Below are 16,400 nucleotides of genomic sequence, written 5' to 3' on the forward strand. Positions count from 1 at the left end.
GCTATAATCTCGTTGAGTGCGCTTAACTCGTTGTTCTCTTTCGTGTTCCATAAAATAAGTCTCTTAATGTGTAAACTTATTTCAGGACAGGACAACCACAGAAATAAAAAAAGGACTTTAAATAAGTCCTTTTTCAAATTTGGCAGAGGATCAAGGACTCGAACCTTGACGAACGGTTTTGGAGACCGTCATGCTACCATTACACCAATCCTCTATAACAGCTTGATTAAATCATATCAGACCTAACCATAAAAAAAGCAAGACATGCTTGCTTTTTTAATTTGGTGGGGGCGAAGAGACTCGAACTCTTACACCTTGCGGCGCTGGAACCTAAATCCAGTGCGTCTACCAATTTCGCCACGCCCCCGATGGCTATGCATATTAGTGAGAAACACGAATTCTGACAAGTCTTTCTGATAAAAAAACCAGTCAAATGAACATATAATATTCAAATCAAGGATTTATGTTCGCAATAAGCCAATCGTGTTTAGACAATCTTTTGCATCAGCAACCGACTTAAACCGTAGTTCAATATGCTTTTGCATTAAACCATTTAAGAATGGAAACAAGCATGTAAAGTCTTGAGGTAACTGAATTTGTAATTGTTGACAATGAAGTACAGCCCAATCATGGTAAGTTTTGGCTTGTAATTTTGTTTGGGTCAGCCATTCATACACAATCATACCCAATGCATATAAATCACTTTGAATACTTTTGGCTTCACCGTGAAAAAGCTCAGGCGCCATATAATGAGGGGTCGCATTCATTATCGGAATCGAGCAGTGTGATTGAAAACTTTGTTCAAAATCGATCAACCGACAAGACCCTTCATATAAACGAAAATGCTCAACCTTTAGATCACCATGAATCCAACCTATTTGATGCATGTGATCAAGTGCATCTAAAGCATGCCCTATTTTTTGTTGAATGCTCGCAATATTTTTGCTGAGTAAAACATCCGTGAAGAAATTCTCTGCATCTAACAGGATTAAGCCACTCCCCTTAGTCTCAAGATTAAGACACTGCGGTGTCTGTTCCATTTGAATGATGTGATACGGCAATAAAAAATGCTGAGACTTTTTTGATGCAAGCTGATAAAAATCCAATTCACATTGAAAAGCACACTCTATCACTGGATCTGTATCGGCAACATGAAATTTGAGCCAATACTTTTTCTTTTCAACCTGAAAAGTATATAAGCGCCGTCCAAAATCATAACTTCGCTTTTTCGTATCTAAAGTCAAATTGTTCCAGTGAACATTTGGATCAGAGATCCACGTAGTAAAACTCATTCTGCTGCTTTTCTTCCTGCTTCCGCAATAATGCTAAACAATGTTCAATGGTTTTACCAATACGGGCATGTGTTTCAATCGAGGCGATTTTAGACCACGTTGCGCGTTCACCTTCTTGCTGTAAGCTTTTAAATAATTTTGGCTGGGGATTTTGAAGCATATAGCTGTAATGCCTTAAACCATATTTAGCAATGATATTTACATCACCATAATAACGTTGCCCTAAAATCCCATAACCATGATCTAACGCACGTCGAATCGGGAAAAAACTGCCCATTGAATTACGGATTAAATCCATGACATCCATTGCAATCGCTTTACCTTGATGACGTATAACTCGTTCAGGCCAACTCAATACATCGCGACGGAATCGCTCATTATCACTTTGCATAAATGGCACGATATGCGGATTCACCTGACTGGCAATGGTGTAATTAATATTATACAGCCTTGCCATTTTTTCCTGAGGAAAATCACTCCGCATACTGCCATCAACCCATTTTGTATTCGCCAGATACGGCGTATGCTGACCATCATAACGTTTACTGGTTAAATGTACGGGCGGAAATAACACGGGGACAGCACAAGAAGCCAGCACTGCGCTCCAAACCAAAACATTTGGCGCAGTTAAAGCATTTAAAACTCGAGGATTCTGTGCCGTATTATAGGGTGCAACTGCGATATTAATATGCAACCCCGAACGTTGATATGCTTCTGCAAAAGTGACATCCCCCATATTACGGATCAAGAATTTTTTGAGATACATCACATCAGCAATACCACCATTCCCCTTGATCAATTCTATGATACGTCTAAAACGGAATGCTTCATGAAAAAAGTGTTCTCCTGAGAGCAATGCAGGAATCTGATCAGCAGACGAAACACCTAGCATTCCTGTCATGATTGCACCAGCACTCGAACCAGAGATTACCTTGGGTAATAGATCATGTTCCAACAATGCCTTACAAACCCCAGTATGAAACAAACCCAATGTTGCACCACCCGACAACATTAAAGCAGGCTGTCCATAAGCTTTTTGGCATTCTTCAAAAAATTTTATTTTATCTTCCAACTGAAAGGTAATACATTCACTGGATGCCAAATAACCAAAACATTCACTGACCTCTTCAACATAATTCTCTATAATTTTTTTGGTACCGCAATAAGTCTCGGCAAATAGCATGGGATGGCCAATATTGGCAAAATCATAAGACAAACCTTCTCTTAATACATAGATCAAATCAAGAGTTCGATGTTGTGTACGATATTTTTTTAATAGATTATGTCGTTTAGATAAAATTTCAGCATCAAAATAAGGCGAATTATTGTCATATTTCCATGCTTCGGTACCCGCTTCTTGGTCTAGTTTTAGTGCAATGGACTTCCATTCCACATACGAATTTGCATGGCGTAAGCGCTCTTGTAACACACCAACCCTATATGTCTGATATGTATTCTTTTTCTCATGAAGTCTATTTGACATTCGTGTTTCCAGTTTTGATGGTATTTTTCTCATTCTGCACCTATACAATGCAAAAAGTGCCTGCAACAATCAAGGATAAAATCCACTTATTACAATCTTTTTTAATGAGATATTTTTTATTTCAACAACAGCAATGATAATATCCCTATTCATTGATCACTGTGTTTGGTTTGTATTTATGGCTCTCCTTGATTTACCTGAATCTATTCTCCAATCTTTATCCAGTGTTTTGACACAATTACAGCAAGTTCTTCCTGCACTCAAACAACCCACCGATTTTTCAGCCATCGCTTTTCGATGGGAAAATCAACAACTGGTCGCCATACAACAACCTAAAAAAATGCATTTGGAAGACCTGAAAGGTATTGAACGTCAAAAAAACAAAATTATTCAAAATACCTTACAGTTCTTAAATGGCTTACCTGCCAATGATGTTTTGCTTACTGGCTCACGTGGTACAGGAAAATCATCCATTGTCCGTGCCCTGCTTAGTGAATACTCAGCACAAGGTTTACGTCTCATCGAAATCGAACGTGATGATTTATCTGATCTACCCAAAATTCAAAAGATAATTGAAAACCGTCCTGAGAAATTTATTGTTTATTGTGATGATTTGGCCTTTAACGCTGAAGATGAAAATTATCGTAGTTTAAAAAGTGTTTTAGATGGCTCGCTGCAATCAGGTTCAAGTAATTTCATTATTTATGCCACCAGTAACCGTCGTCATTTATTACCTGAATTTATGCATGAAAATATCCCTGTGCGTAAAGTCGATGTTCCGCAATATACCGAGCTACATCCCCAAGAAGCCATTGAAGAAAAAATTTCATTGTCTGATCGTTTTGGTCTATGGCTCTCGTTCTACCCAATGGATCAGCAGCTTTATTTAGAGATTGTTGAGCATTATATTCAAAAAGCAGATATTGAATTTAATGATGAGGTTCGCGCTGAAAGTTTAAGATGGTGTCAAGCGCGTGGTCAACGTTCTGGTCGCGCAGCCTATCAATTCTCAAAACACTGGATTGGTTCGCAAAACCTAGAAAAATTGTCGGACGGCGGAAAAGGATAAATGTCCTCAAAAGCCGTGGCTTTGTCCTTATTTCCGCTTAGCATGAGCAGTTGTTTTTCTTAATCTAAGGTCCAGCATAGACTGAGTTTAGGAAAAGAGATGAAAAAACAACTGCCACCGACTTCCCTGACAAGCAAAATTTTGGGTAAAAGCTTATTGCTTGCTCAAGGCACATTAGATCAAGCCGTAAAATATTCAACCATTCCATTTTCTGAACCAGAGATCATTCGCCCAAGAACAACAGAAAAGTTTTATACGTGGACACATTATGGAATCTTCTTTCCATTGCTACCTGAACCACATCGTTATTTAAACATTATGATTTTATTAGGTACACCTGGTGCGCTTGCATTTGATCATGATGACATTACGCTAGGCGACCCAAGAAATACCGCAACGTTTTTCTCTAGCACAGCCGCTGTAGACGAACACTTATTAAAAGCCTACATCATTCCAGAAGATACCAATATTCAGGAAAATGGAACACAAATCGAATTAGGTGAAGAAGTTGCAATTACAGGTACTTTGCCCAATATTCATCTAAAAGGCGCTTATCATGGCTTAAATTTCGAGTTTGATTTAAATGTGACTGATCAAATCTCATGGTTTATCAAAACCCCGATCTATGATCATTTCAGTCTCTTGGCAACGTTCAAAGGCCAGCTCGAATATCAAGGCAATACAACACAAGCTGAAGGTTTGTGTACCTATGAATATGCACGTGCAACAGGTGCGCATGGTGTGGTTAAAAAACTCCTGCCCGAACCTTATAAATTACCGCTTGATTTCTTCACCTATCAAATTATTAACCTCACTGAAACAACCCAACTTTTGTTAACCAAAGCCGATATTTTAGGTCAATCCGCTGCTTATTCTTTGCATGTGCGTCATACAGATAAACCTGCTGAGATCTATACCAATGTTGAGTTCAAGGTCATTGCACATCAAGTTGACGATTATGTTTCACCAAGCGGCAAGAAAATGCGTTTACCGCAGTTATTTTCTTGGACAGTAAAAGATGGTACTGATCATAAAATCTTAGAAATCTTTGCTAAAATTGATAGTCCATTCCGCTATGGTCATGGTATTGGTTATGCCAGTGCTTATACCTTTACAGGTGAGTATTTGAAGAATGAAGTCCAAGGACGCGGTTATATTGAATATATCGATGTAGAAAGTCAGAAAGCTTTTGAAGATTAAACCCTATTCACTTCACCACTGAGATCAAAGCATTTTTTATTTATTCTGATCAAGCCGAAGCCGTTGAAATATTTTCAACGGCTTAATTCTTTGGAACCTATCGTCATCTCCCTTAAACATTTAATAAAGCTTATAACTAGATTTCAACCATACGATTTATCGATTTTTTGATCTCATCTGCAACATTTGCATCATACCCTTCTACCAAAAAGCGGCTAATTAATCCTTCAATCAAGGTATAAAACTTAAGATCAATGAATAAAACTACTTTCCCTATTGCATATTTTCTAACCCCACCCTAAAATTAGGTAGATCAGTATACCTATTTTAAAATCATTATGAGCACTAAATCAGCAAAACAAAGAATTTTAGCAACAGCTTCAACGCTGTTCTATCAAGACGGAATTAATAGCACAGGGATCAACAGCATCATTGATCAAGCCAATGTGGCAAAAATGTCTTTATACAATAACTTTCGGACTAAATCAGAGTTAGTCTCCTGTTATATCGAAGCGCGTCATCAAGAATGGTTAGATTTATACGAGAAAAGAAAAGCTCAAATCCAAACACCTACCGAGGGGGTTTTGGCTGTTTTCGATGCCTATCAAGATCATGCTGAGTTTGCCTACGAAAATGGTTTTCGCGGTTGCGGACTGCTCAATGCAGCGGCAGAATTTCCAGCGCATAGTCCAGAACGTTTAGCGGTAAAAAAACATAAAGATGAAGTTGAAAATATTTTAGCGGGTCACTTAAAGCAACTGATTGATGAACCTGAGAAAGTTGCACAACTCGCCTTGCTACTCTCTTTTATTTTGGAAGGTTCTATCGTTCGAGCTGGTTTAGAAAGTTCGAGTGCCAAAGTTTTTGCAGCCAGAAAAATGGCTCAGTCCTTATTAGAACAAGAGATTAGAAATTGAATAATGCGATCAAACTCAGCCCGCACTATGGGTTTATTGCGGTTTTAGTTGCTTCTGTTCTTTGGGGTACGACGGGTACTGCGGCCTCTTATGCACCCAATTTAAGTCCATTAGCCATAGGTGCAATTGCGATGGGTGGCGGTGGACTTTTACAAGCGTTACTCGCTCATAAAAACATCCTCAGTCATTTACCGCAGATTCGCTCATATTTCCCACTACTGTTGGTTGGAATGATTTCTGTAGCGATTTATCCGCTTGCCTTCTACTCATCTATGCGAATGGCAGGTATCACCATAGGTACTGTGGTTTCGATTGGTTCTGCGCCACTATTTACCGCACTACTTGAAAAGTTTTTTGATCAAAAAGCATTATCACTAAAATGGTTGATTAGTTTTATTTTTGGTGTTGCTGGGGTCTTACTTTTATCAATCGGTGAATCGCATTCTCAAGGTTCATCATCAGCAATCAGTGCTGATCAAAAAAGCATAGGGATTATTCTTGGACTTATTGCAGCCTTAACCTATTCGTTATATTCATGGGCTGCCAAGAAAATGATTGATCAAGGTGTAAACTCTAGAGCCTCAATGGGTTTGATTTTTGGATTCGGCGCTTTAATTTTATTACCGACTTTATTTTTTACAGGCTCAAACTTATTTGATGAGCCCGTAAACCTATATGTTGTTGGCTATATGATGCTGATTCCAATGTTTCTTGGTTATCTGTTGTTTGGTTATGCCCTGAAAACTATTTCAGCGAGCACAGCAACGACCTTAACTTTATTTGAACCACTGGTTGCTGCACTTTTTGCTGTATTACTGGTTGGTGAACGACTAGCACCGATAGGTTGGATAGGTATGGTTTTGATTTTTATGTGCTTGGCGGTACTGTCCAAAGCGGATAAACCAACTTAAGTTTTGAAGCTAAAATGGATTTGAATATGCTACATCACGAGCGAAAATGATCATCAACACATTGCTTATCCTAAAAAATAAAAAAATTGGAATCGATGCAGAAAACAAAGTCTCTCTGCATCGCTTTCTCTCTTCTATAGCGCTTTAATATCAATACTCTCTTGCTAATTTTTCCAATGTCGATAGCATTTTTTTCACCACACTTCTTTTATGATTTAACATATTCTTAATGTTGGTTGGATTAAAACCCGTCAGTTTAGCAATACCTCGACTGGTCATATATTCACCAGTCTTTTCAAAATGCTTTTGACTCAACAGTGTTTTAGCATCAGAGAATCTAATGGCTAACTTATAGTCACTAAACTCAGACCATGCACCAGTCTTATATTCATCCAAATCAAATTTATTTTGATGAGGCGGTTTATCTCGAAGAATGTTATTCAAGCGATTAATGACGATTTTTTCCTCACTCTTTTCTATCAATTGATAAAGTTCAGTTTCCTCAAAAGACCGCCCTAAAGAGATATCCTTTCTGAATTGTTCAATTATTTTTTTATCTTCTGATGTGTCATGCTCTTCACCCTGCTGGGTGAGATTTAGAATCTTAAATAAAGACTCTAATCTGCCACATGTAAAAACATAAGAAATTTTCAACGTCTGTACTCCGCTATGAGTTTTAGCTCATCACAATAAATAATTTATCCGACACTTTAACACGATAGCGTTGACTCCAACCCCTCATCATGCATATAAATGAATCGTTTGATTTTTAAATAAAATAAGAGACCACTTTCATCATTATTTAGCCTCTTTGTATTTCTCCCATCGGGAGAATGAGGAACGATTGAAGTTCCGCAAGGGGATTTATGAAAGAAGTCTTCGATTTAACTGAAGCTTAGCATCCCATAAAAATGATTAGTTTCATTTTAGGTCGGTTTCAGCTCTGTCATTGGCCATCTTGGTGTTGTGGTCACTGCCAAACCATCTTGCTGCCCAGCTTTTAAACGCTGATAACCTGCAAATGCAATCATGGCACCATTATCGGTACATAAAGCAGGTTCGGCATAATAGACTTGCGCATTAATCTTTTTGAGTGATGCCTCTAATTGCTCACGTAAGCGAAGATTGGCACTAACGCCACCAGCAATAACCAAGCGCTTTAAACCTGTTTGTTTTAAGGCTTTCACTGATTTTTTAGCTAAGGTATCGACCACTGCTTCTTGGAAAGATGCTGCAACATCGGCATCACGATTTTCTTCACCCAATTTTTTCAACTGAACAGAAACCGCTGTTTTCAAACCACTAAATGAAAAATCTAAGCCCTGATGCAAGATTGGACGTGGAAATGCAAAGGCTTGAGCGTCACCTTGTAACGCCAATTTTGCGATATTCGGCCCACCAGGATAAGGTAATTTCATCATTTTTGCGACTTTATCAAACGCCTCCCCCGCCGCATCATCAATTGACTCACCCAGTAACTCATATTGACCAATACCATAGGCGGCCATCAGTTGCGTATGTCCACCTGATACCAATAAAGCGACAAACGGAAATTCAGGTGGAGTCTCCGAAAGTAATGGTGCAAGCATATGACCTTCCATATGATGCACACCAATCGCAGGTTTATTGAATGCAAATGCCAAGGTGCGACCAAATAATGCACCCGTCATCAATGCACCCATCAAGCCCGGACCGCGTGTATAAGCAACCGCATCAATTTCGTGTTTTTTAACGCCACTTTGTTCAAGCAATTGATTAATCAAAGGAATCATTTTTCGAACATGATCACGTGAAGCCAGTTCAGGTACAACACCACCATATTCTGCATGTAGTTTGATCTGGCTATATAAAACCTGTCCACGTAAGCCGAGCTCGCTATCATAGAGTGCTAACCCAGTTTCATCACACGAAGTTTCTAAGCCCAAAACAATCATTAAACTGCCTTTACAACGATCAAAAATAGTATCAGCGCTATTATAGACTTGTGATCTGAGTTGTAAATGAGTAAAATACTGACCTTCACTTGCGATCTAGTGCAATCGTGCGTTAGATCATATCCATCATCTTAGAGGATTTTACATGCCACAAGTTAAGTTGAAAGAAGGCGAACCAGTAGACGTAGCTATCCGCCGTTTCAAACGTTCATGCGAAAAAGCTGGTGTTTTAGCTGACGTTCGTAAACGCGAATTCTATGAGAAACCAACTCAAGAACGTAAGCGTAAAAAAGCTGCAGCAGTTAAGCGTTATCAAAAGAAATTGACTCGCGAATCTGTACGTACTACTCGCCTTTACTAATTAATTTGTGATTGACTGCTGAAAAGACTATGACGACTTTAAAAAACCAAATTACTGACGTGTTAAAAAATTCTATGCGTGCCAAAGAAATGGCAACAGTAACGGTTATTCGCGGTCTACAGGCAGCAATTAAGCAAATCGAAATTGATGAACGCATTGAGCTTGACGATGCTCAGGTTCTTGCGGTCATTGAAAAGCAAATTAAACAACGTAAAGAATCGATCAAGGCCTTTTCAGGTGCTGGTCGAGAAGATTTAGCTAGTAAAGAACAAGCCGAAGTTGAGGTTATTTCTCAATTTCTACCAGCCGCTATGACTGAGGAAGAACTTGATTCTCTCATTGAGCAAACGATTTCTGCTCAAGGAGCTACTAGCATGAAAGATATGGGTAAGGTGATGAATTCTCTACGTCCGATCATAGCCGGGCGTGCCGATCCTGCACAAGTTTCTTCTAAAATTAAAGCAAAATTAAGCTAATTAGCCCAGTTCGACTTTATATCTCTCTTTTATATTTGATAGATTGGATTCATTTCAACAAATGAACCCACGCACCCTATTTATTTAAAATCACACTGAATATTATATTTAGTTAGCATTTGCATTTCTTTTGACGCAGTCACTTGATGAATTACATCTTGCTTGGTCATCGTGGCATATTGCCCTGTTAAATGTGATCTATTCTTTTCAATAGCGCCATAAGAGTCCTGCACATATTGATTCACAATAGCGCAATATTTTGCCTGCTGCTCAGGTGTGAAATGTGAAAGTTGTGGATCTAAACTACGTAAAAAATTCCGCATGTCTTGCGCATAAGTCGCTGTTATTTTTTCTACAGAACGCACATATTGCTCAACCGACGCTGCCGAACTCGCCCCTACAAAACCAATCGCAAAAATAAAACCAATAATTTTCTTCATCAATTTTTAACTTCGTTACTACTCAAGCCAGCCATCTTATCTTAATTCAATAAATTTTGGTTTATGCTCGGTAAAAAATTCTTCTTTGGGTGCAGGAATCTGTCCTTCAATCACTGTACCCAAACGCAAGCGAATGATATTTGGCAAATCAGTACGATAAGAATAAATGGGACTTGCACAGTTTTGACAAAATACCCGCGCTTTATTCGGGGTATGAAAATATTCGTTCAGTCGATCTTGCCCTGAGATAAATTCAAACTTTGTTTGATCGAGTGGACTATTCCAACCCGCGATTGCACCTTGTGCCTGCTGACAGTGTTGGCAATAACATAAGATACTACTCTCGATTTTACCGTGATATTGGTATTGCACTGCCCCGCACAAACATTGCCCCTTGATCATAATCCCCCCTTTTAATTAATTTTTTATTTATACTACAACAATTATACTCACTCTTTTTATGATTGATTACTCAAATCAATTTTTTAATTCAAGTATTTCACCTGCCAATCCATCATAGTCTTTAAATGCTTTATGCCTAAAACCCTGACGCGTTAGAATCTTGCGTGAGGCAAGATTTTTAGGATCAATAATCGCAAATATTTGATCAATTGAATTCTCTTTTTTTGAAATATCAAGTAAATGTTGACTGACTCTACTCGCAATACCTCTACCCCAATAATTTGGCAAGAGCATATAACCTAATTCAAGCGCGTCAGCATCTATTTCTTTGATTTCTAGCTTCGCCAAACCAATAAATTCATTCGTATCAGCATCCAGAATTTTAAAATTACCAAAATTTTCATGTAATTGATTATTTATTACAAGTTGCTGAAAATCATGTTCCGCTTTGTCTCGAGGAACAGCGCTTTCTGTAATCATAGCCATTACTTCTATATTACTAACCAATTGAAAATAGTAGTGAAAGTCTTGTATGTTAAATTTTTCTAATTTAATTTCCATATAATCCTCCTCATTATTATCCTCAAATTTCAGCAAGCCCATTTTCCTATCAAATTAAGAATTAGATTTTTCTACGGCGATCATCTTGCATTTGTTTTAAACGAGCATCAATTTTCGCCGACATTGCCATATTCCCTTTCGCAAGTCGCTGAGCATGTAACATCGATTTAATCGCATTTTCCTCATAGCCCGACCAATACTCAACTTCTGCACGATAACATAAGACATTCACCGCTTGTAATGGCAAGCTTTTGTCTGCGTTTGCTGCTTGTTGCAAGAGTTGCCATCCCCGAATATCTCGTTGATTTTTATGAATGAATCGCTGTACCAATGTTTGAGCTTGTGTGACTTGCCCTCGTCGAATCAATACTTCTGCGAATTTATAAGATAAGGCACGATTCTCAGGCATCGTTCTTTGAATTGGCGCAATGGTATTCTCTGCCTGCTCAAGTTTATTTTGTCCCAAATAAATATCTGTTTGAATGAGCGGAACCAATATATGAGATTTTAATCGTACTTTCACCAAATCAAGATTTGATTGTGCTTGAGCATAATCCCCTTGTTCTAAATAAAACTTACTGAGTGCCAGTTGTGCCGCAACATTTTTCTGTGCAGCAAGGGATTGTATTTGAATTTCTGTCGCTTGATTTGAAGTGACGTAGGTATACCATTTCAATATGTCAAAATTGAGATCATAAATCTCTGACTTTACTTTAGGCAGTTGATTGGCACGTAACCGTGCTTCACTCATACGTTCAGTCGTTAAGGGATGAGTGAGCCAAAAATCTGGCAAGAAACTAATTCGACTGGTCGCTCGATGCATGGTTTCAAAATAGTCCGCCATACTTTGCGGATTGTATCCTGCCGCATACATAAATTGCATGCCGATACGATCCGCTTCACGCTCTTGATTACGACTATAACTGAGCTGTTTATCCATTAAAGCGGCTTGTGTCCCCAGCATTACGGCTGAGCCAACATCACCATCTGCCTGTGAAGCAATCGCAGCACCGACTAGAATCCCAGCCAAGGCCAGTAATCCTTGTCCCTTAAATGCTTCTTGTGATCGGCTATAATGTCGTTGCGTTACATGGGCAATTTCATGTGCCATGACGCCAGCGATTTCATCCAAATTTTTAGCAGAAGTAATCAAACCAGTATTGATTGCAAACAAACCACCAGGTACGGCAAAGGCATTAATTTGTGGATCTTTGATCACCACCAAACCAATCGGTTGCCCAAGTTGGGTTTGGCTTAGAATGCCTGAGAAAACCTGTAAAAATTGATCTTGTAGCCAAGCATCTTGCACCGTAGGCATTTGTCGATGAACTTGACGATATACCTTTTCACCGATGAATTTTTCTTTTTGTTGGTCGAGCAAACCTATACCACTGCCAATTTCAGGGACTTCAGTTGCTCCCATCACCTGTGTAGGCAAAAGGACTTGAGTATGACTCAGTTGGGTCGTGGCAAATAAGCCACATGCAAGCAGCAGCGGTCTCAAGGGGTTTCTCTATGATTCTAATGGAGAAATTTAATATAGCACTGAAAATGAGAGGAATTTGCAACAAAGTGTTATAGAAGACAGCTTTTACTGTCTTCTTTTATATTTTTTAAACTCAACAAACACTATTTTTCAGTGATATAGCGCTGATCTACGCTAAATTTTTCAGGAAATTTTGCGTGAATATTTTCATAAAAAGCCATGATTTCCGTCATGTCTTTTTCATAATCACCTGTAGGATAAATGATTTTTCCAACACCGGTTTTTTTCTTGGCATAGTCCATATAAGCTAACGCAATTGGAACACCCGCTGCTATAGCGATATGATAAAAGCCCGTTTTCCATTGTTCTTGTTTCGCTCGTGTACCTTCTGGTGTCACCAACATCACCAATTTTGGATGCGTTTTAAAAAGATCACTCATCAGTTGAACCATACTTGGTCTTTCCTGACCCTCTTGTTTGGCTCTACGATCGATACCGATACCGCCCATTGCCCGCACAAAAGGACCAAAAGGAAGTTTCATATAGCTATCTTTAATGGTAAGACGAACATGTACCCCCAACGCCTTCAAAGCCAAACGGGCATATAATGCATCCCAATTACTGGTATGTGGTGCGGCGATCATCACACATTGGTCAATATCTAAATCCCAATGATTATCGATTTCCCACCCCATTAAGCCCAAACTTTGCTCAGCTAATTTCTCGAACACAAATACCCCAGATGAAATATCAAAGGGCGCAAGTGTAGCAATATTAATCAACGTAAAAAGATGGACTAGCGCAATTATTCAGCAATCAAGTTGTAAGCAATTATTCAGTCGCAATTAATCAAATGTTGGATTAACTAAATAACGAGGAATTCGCTCTTCTAGCGCATCAATCAAATTTTGATAAGCGAGATTGGCCATTTTATTGCGTGTTTCAGTGGTTGCCGAACCAATATGAGGGGCAGTCACGACATTAGGTAGTTCGAATAAAGGAGAACTTTGCAAAGGTTCTTTGGCATACACATCCAAACCTGCCGCAAAGATTTTATTTTGTTGTAATGCTGCAATGAGTGCATTTTCATCGACCACAGAACCACGTGCAATATTGATAAAGACCGCATGTTTCTGCATCAATGCAAATTGAGCTTCGCCAATGAGTGCTTTTGACTGACTATTTAAATCAACTGCAACCACAATAAAGTCGGATTGCTGCAATAACTGATCTAGATCACGATATTGTGCATTAAATGCTTGAGCCACTTCTATTTTTTCACGGCGATTATGGTACAAGATATTCATATTGAAGCCATAAAAACCTCGACGAGCGATTGCTGCGCCAATATGACCTAGACCAATAATACCTAATGTTTTACCAAACACATCTACGCCAAACTGCTCACTCGAAACTGTTCGTTTCCACTGACCTTGTTTAGTCCAAGCATCCAATTGTGGGATTTTTCGTGCTGCACTCAGCAATAAACTAAAAGCTAAATCAGCGGTGGTTTCTGTTAATACATGCGGTGTGTTCGCGAGCCAAATTTTTCTTTGATTGAGATAATCGACATCATAGTTATCATAACCAACTGACACCGTAGAAATGATTTTAAGTTTTTGTGCCGGCGCTAAATTGCTTTCATTGAGTAACCGCCCAGCACCAATCATGGCGTCAGCATCGACTACTTCAGTTCGGATTTGTTGATTAATGTCACCCAACTTTGGGTTGAGTACCACCACCTGATAATCTTGCTGTAACCGTGCTAAAACATCTTGATTAATTTGACTAAATACAACAACTTTCTTCATGATGAAATTTCCACTCTTATTGCATCAATTGCCATAACCGTCTTTTTAATAACGGTTGAGCAATCATTTCTTCTAAACTGGCTAAATGCAATATATTAGAATGCTGGATAAAATCTAGATGACCTAGGCATAAAATCTTTTTATTTGTGGCTGTCGCATCCAAGAAACCTTGAATATATGAAGATAATCCGCGCCCTTCCTGAAACCCAGCCAATGGGAACGGCCATTTCAACTCAGCATATTGCCCTAGTCTTGCTTTCTGAATATTCTGCCACAATTTTCTTTGATCATCGCTAAGCTGGCTACCTTCCAGCAAAATTGCACAACGATCCAAAACGTACATTTGCAACTCAAAAGTTTGCACTTGTGTTGTTATAACGATTTGCTCTTTTTCAACAACGACTTCTTTAACAACTGGCTTTGCGACAATTTCAGTTTGTTGAGGAGTTTCAATGTCTATGATCTGTGGGATTTGTACGGGTTCGGCTTGGATATCTTGAGAAATCGGAGTTGTCTCAAATGTAAGCGCAGGAGATTGTTCGATATCTTCTACAACTTGATCTCGCCATAAACTAGGTGCAGTATTTTTTTGACATAGAACTTCTCTAGGAACCCAAACATCTATTCCTAAAGTTGCTAATATGTTTCTCTGCTGCCCAATCATTTTAGATACTCGTTCCGTTATCTCACAGCCATTTTCAATACTGTAATTTCAGATATTCTAACATAAACCAACCTCCCCTAAATGGCTTCCTTTTGCTCAATCACATCAATACAAATTTAACTGAATCCTAAGAAATCAACTTCTCGGTAATGTAGGCAAAAACTCAATAAGAGTAGGTAATTGTTCATTCATCGACTTTTAGGCAATTTTTCATCATTTTGTCGCTTTAACTTTTTATTAATGTTGACTATCGAATGCTCAAATAAAAAGGGAATGCGATTTATGCTTATTGTTTCTGCTCTCGCTCTCATCCTACTTCTCTCCATCTGCTTTTTATATCTTCACCACCCTCTTTTTGGCAAAAGTCCCTCAGGGGAACGGCTGCAACGTATCAAAAGCTCTCCCAACTATCAACAAGGTCAATTTCGCAATCTAACTGAACGATTGGGCATGACAGATTGCTCCCATACTTTCCTTGAACTTTATAGAACATTTATCAAAACCATTCCTCATCGTAGACCTAAAGATATTATCCCTTCGATTAAAACCCATCTAAAAACACTTGATCCACAGCAGGATGTGATGATCTGGTTCGGACATTCTTCCGTATTTATGCAACTACATGGCAAAAAAATCTTAATTGATCCCGTGATGAGTGGCAAAGCATCCCCCTTACCTTGGGGAACTCGTGCTTATCGAGGAACGGATATTTATACGGTAGAAGAACTTCCAGATATTGATTATTTACTGATTTCACACGACCACTATGATCATTTGGACTATGAGACCATTCTTAAGTTAAAAGACAAAGTAAAATATGTGATCACAGGTTTAGGTGTTGGCGAACATTTTGAATATTGGGGCTATCCCAAAGACATGTTGATTGAAAAAGATTGGGGTGACTGTATTGAGTTTGATGATGGTATAACCATTATTACCGAGACCACTCACCATGATTCACGGCGTGCTTTCGATGGCGGTAAAAACCTGTGGATTTCATTCATTATTCAATCACCAAACAAAAAGATTTTTTATACAGGTGATGGTGGTTATAACAAGCATTTTATTGAGATTGGCCAAAAATACGGACCATTTGATTGGGCACTGATGGAAAATGGTCAATATGACACTGCTTGGCATGCAGTACATTGTCATCCTAATGAAGTTGCACAAGCCACTGAAGAATTGAATGCACGTAATATGCTTCCTGTACATCATTCCAAATTTAGTTTAGCCAAACATGCTTGGTATGAACCCATTACTCGGATTGTAGAATATTCAAAAACGAGAAAATACCGTCTTGTAACACCCATGATCGGTGAACTGGTTGAACTAGATAATGATCGTCAAAGCTTTAAAGCTTGGTGGGAAAATATTCAATAAACACAGTAAA

Annotated in this window: 18 protein-coding genes, 2 tRNA genes and 1 pseudogene; 7 read left to right on the forward strand and 14 right to left on the reverse strand. The window is 38.7% G+C overall.

Going from position 1 to position 16,400, the window contains the following annotated elements; all coding sequences use genetic code 11:
* Positions 1 to 140 precede the first annotated feature (140 nt).
* From MMP72_RS05080 to MMP72_RS05095, 4 genes are all read right to left on the reverse strand, one after another.
* Positions 141 to 214 (reverse strand) — tRNA-Trp (locus MMP72_RS05080).
* A gap of 68 nt (positions 215 to 282) precedes the next feature.
* A tRNA-Leu gene (locus MMP72_RS05085) sits at positions 283 to 367 on the reverse strand.
* A 94-nt stretch (positions 368 to 461) separates the two neighbouring features.
* On the reverse strand, positions 462 to 1,292 hold the full coding sequence (locus MMP72_RS05090) for a protein kinase (RefSeq protein ID WP_241315170.1): 831 nt from the start codon (positions 1,290 to 1,292) through the stop codon (positions 462 to 464).
* Entirely contained in the window at positions 1,267 to 2,775 is a 1,509-nt protein-coding gene (locus MMP72_RS05095) for a DUF3336 domain-containing protein (protein ID WP_241315172.1), read from the reverse strand. The genes MMP72_RS05090 and MMP72_RS05095 overlap by 26 nt, the downstream gene beginning before the upstream one ends.
* Before the next feature lie 178 nt (positions 2,776 to 2,953).
* Here MMP72_RS05095 and MMP72_RS05100 point away from each other — a divergent pair, with 178 nt between their 5' ends.
* Entirely contained in the window at positions 2,954 to 3,844 is an 891-nt protein-coding gene (locus tag MMP72_RS05100; RefSeq protein ID WP_241315174.1) for an ATP-binding protein, read from the forward strand.
* Between the two features lie 99 nt (positions 3,845 to 3,943).
* Complete coding sequence (locus MMP72_RS05105) at positions 3,944 to 5,044, forward strand: DUF6670 family protein (RefSeq protein ID WP_241315176.1); 1,101 nt, start codon at positions 3,944 to 3,946, stop codon at positions 5,042 to 5,044.
* 136 nt (positions 5,045 to 5,180) lie between these two features.
* On the opposite strand, the pseudogene MMP72_RS05110 reads toward MMP72_RS05105, so the two are convergent.
* Positions 5,181 to 5,285: pseudogene (locus MMP72_RS05110) on the reverse strand (TetR/AcrR family transcriptional regulator); the annotation flags it as partial.
* Between the two features lie 97 nt (positions 5,286 to 5,382).
* Between MMP72_RS05110 and MMP72_RS05115 the strand changes: the two are divergent.
* Positions 5,383 to 5,961, forward strand: a complete 579-nt coding sequence (locus MMP72_RS05115) for a TetR/AcrR family transcriptional regulator (protein WP_241315178.1) — start codon at positions 5,383 to 5,385, stop codon at positions 5,959 to 5,961.
* Positions 5,958 to 6,872 (forward strand): EamA family transporter, encoded by a 915-nt coding sequence (locus MMP72_RS05120; RefSeq protein ID WP_241315179.1) that lies wholly within the window; start codon positions 5,958 to 5,960, stop codon positions 6,870 to 6,872. The genes MMP72_RS05115 and MMP72_RS05120 overlap by 4 nt, the downstream gene beginning before the upstream one ends.
* Positions 6,873 to 7,022: 150 nt before the next feature.
* Here MMP72_RS05120 and MMP72_RS05125 read toward each other — a convergent pair whose 3' ends face one another.
* Both MMP72_RS05125 and tsaD read right to left on the reverse strand, forming a co-directional pair.
* Entirely contained in the window at positions 7,023 to 7,526 is a 504-nt protein-coding gene (locus MMP72_RS05125) for a hypothetical protein (RefSeq protein WP_241315181.1), read from the reverse strand.
* A gap of 272 nt (positions 7,527 to 7,798) precedes the next feature.
* Complete coding sequence (tsaD, locus tag MMP72_RS05130; RefSeq protein WP_241315183.1) at positions 7,799 to 8,806, reverse strand: tRNA (adenosine(37)-N6)-threonylcarbamoyltransferase complex transferase subunit TsaD; 1,008 nt, start codon at positions 8,804 to 8,806, stop codon at positions 7,799 to 7,801.
* Positions 8,807 to 8,951: 145 nt separating this feature from the next.
* Between tsaD and rpsU the strand changes: the two genes are divergently transcribed.
* Entirely contained in the window at positions 8,952 to 9,167 is a 216-nt protein-coding gene (gene rpsU / locus MMP72_RS05135; RefSeq protein WP_004652785.1) for a 30S ribosomal protein S21, read from the forward strand.
* 29 nt (positions 9,168 to 9,196) lie between these two features.
* Positions 9,197 to 9,643: a GatB/YqeY domain-containing protein gene (locus tag MMP72_RS05140; RefSeq protein ID WP_004671955.1), complete on the forward strand. Its 447-nt coding sequence runs from the start codon at positions 9,197 to 9,199 to the stop codon at positions 9,641 to 9,643.
* Positions 9,644 to 9,723: 80 nt separating this feature from the next.
* On the opposite strand, the gene MMP72_RS05145 is transcribed toward MMP72_RS05140, so the two are convergent.
* The 7 genes from MMP72_RS05145 to MMP72_RS05175 form a co-directional block, all read right to left on the reverse strand.
* Positions 9,724 to 10,083 carry a hypothetical protein gene (locus MMP72_RS05145; RefSeq protein ID WP_241315185.1) on the reverse strand — a complete coding sequence of 120 codons (360 nt, stop codon included), beginning with the start codon at positions 10,081 to 10,083 and terminating at the stop codon, positions 9,724 to 9,726.
* Positions 10,084 to 10,119: 36 nt separating this feature from the next.
* Entirely contained in the window at positions 10,120 to 10,485 is a 366-nt protein-coding gene (locus MMP72_RS05150) for a GFA family protein (protein WP_241315187.1), read from the reverse strand.
* A 75-nt stretch (positions 10,486 to 10,560) separates the two neighbouring features.
* Complete coding sequence (locus MMP72_RS05155) at positions 10,561 to 11,046, reverse strand: GNAT family N-acetyltransferase (RefSeq protein ID WP_241315189.1); 486 nt, start codon at positions 11,044 to 11,046, stop codon at positions 10,561 to 10,563.
* A gap of 61 nt (positions 11,047 to 11,107) precedes the next feature.
* A complete protein-coding gene (locus MMP72_RS05160; RefSeq protein WP_241315624.1) occupies positions 11,108 to 12,505 on the reverse strand; it encodes a M48 family metalloprotease in 1,398 nt (465 codons plus the stop codon).
* A 170-nt stretch (positions 12,506 to 12,675) separates the two neighbouring features.
* Positions 12,676 to 13,263: a 1-acyl-sn-glycerol-3-phosphate acyltransferase gene (locus tag MMP72_RS05165; protein ID WP_241315191.1), complete on the reverse strand. Its 588-nt coding sequence runs from the start codon at positions 13,261 to 13,263 to the stop codon at positions 12,676 to 12,678.
* A gap of 114 nt (positions 13,264 to 13,377) precedes the next feature.
* Complete coding sequence (locus MMP72_RS05170) at positions 13,378 to 14,343, reverse strand: D-glycerate dehydrogenase (RefSeq protein WP_241315193.1); 966 nt, start codon at positions 14,341 to 14,343, stop codon at positions 13,378 to 13,380.
* 16 nt (positions 14,344 to 14,359) lie between these two features.
* Positions 14,360 to 15,007 (reverse strand): hypothetical protein, encoded by a 648-nt coding sequence (locus MMP72_RS05175; protein ID WP_241315195.1) that lies wholly within the window; start codon positions 15,005 to 15,007, stop codon positions 14,360 to 14,362.
* A gap of 282 nt (positions 15,008 to 15,289) precedes the next feature.
* On the opposite strand from MMP72_RS05175, the gene MMP72_RS05180 reads away from it, so the two are divergent.
* Positions 15,290 to 16,390 carry an MBL fold metallo-hydrolase gene (locus tag MMP72_RS05180; protein WP_241315197.1) on the forward strand — a complete coding sequence of 367 codons (1,101 nt, stop codon included), beginning with the start codon at positions 15,290 to 15,292 and terminating at the stop codon, positions 16,388 to 16,390.
* Positions 16,391 to 16,400 lie beyond the last annotated feature (10 nt).

Source organism: Acinetobacter sp. NIPH 2699 (assembly GCF_022549355.1).
In the GTDB taxonomy this organism is placed as follows: domain Bacteria; phylum Pseudomonadota; class Gammaproteobacteria; order Pseudomonadales; family Moraxellaceae; genus Acinetobacter.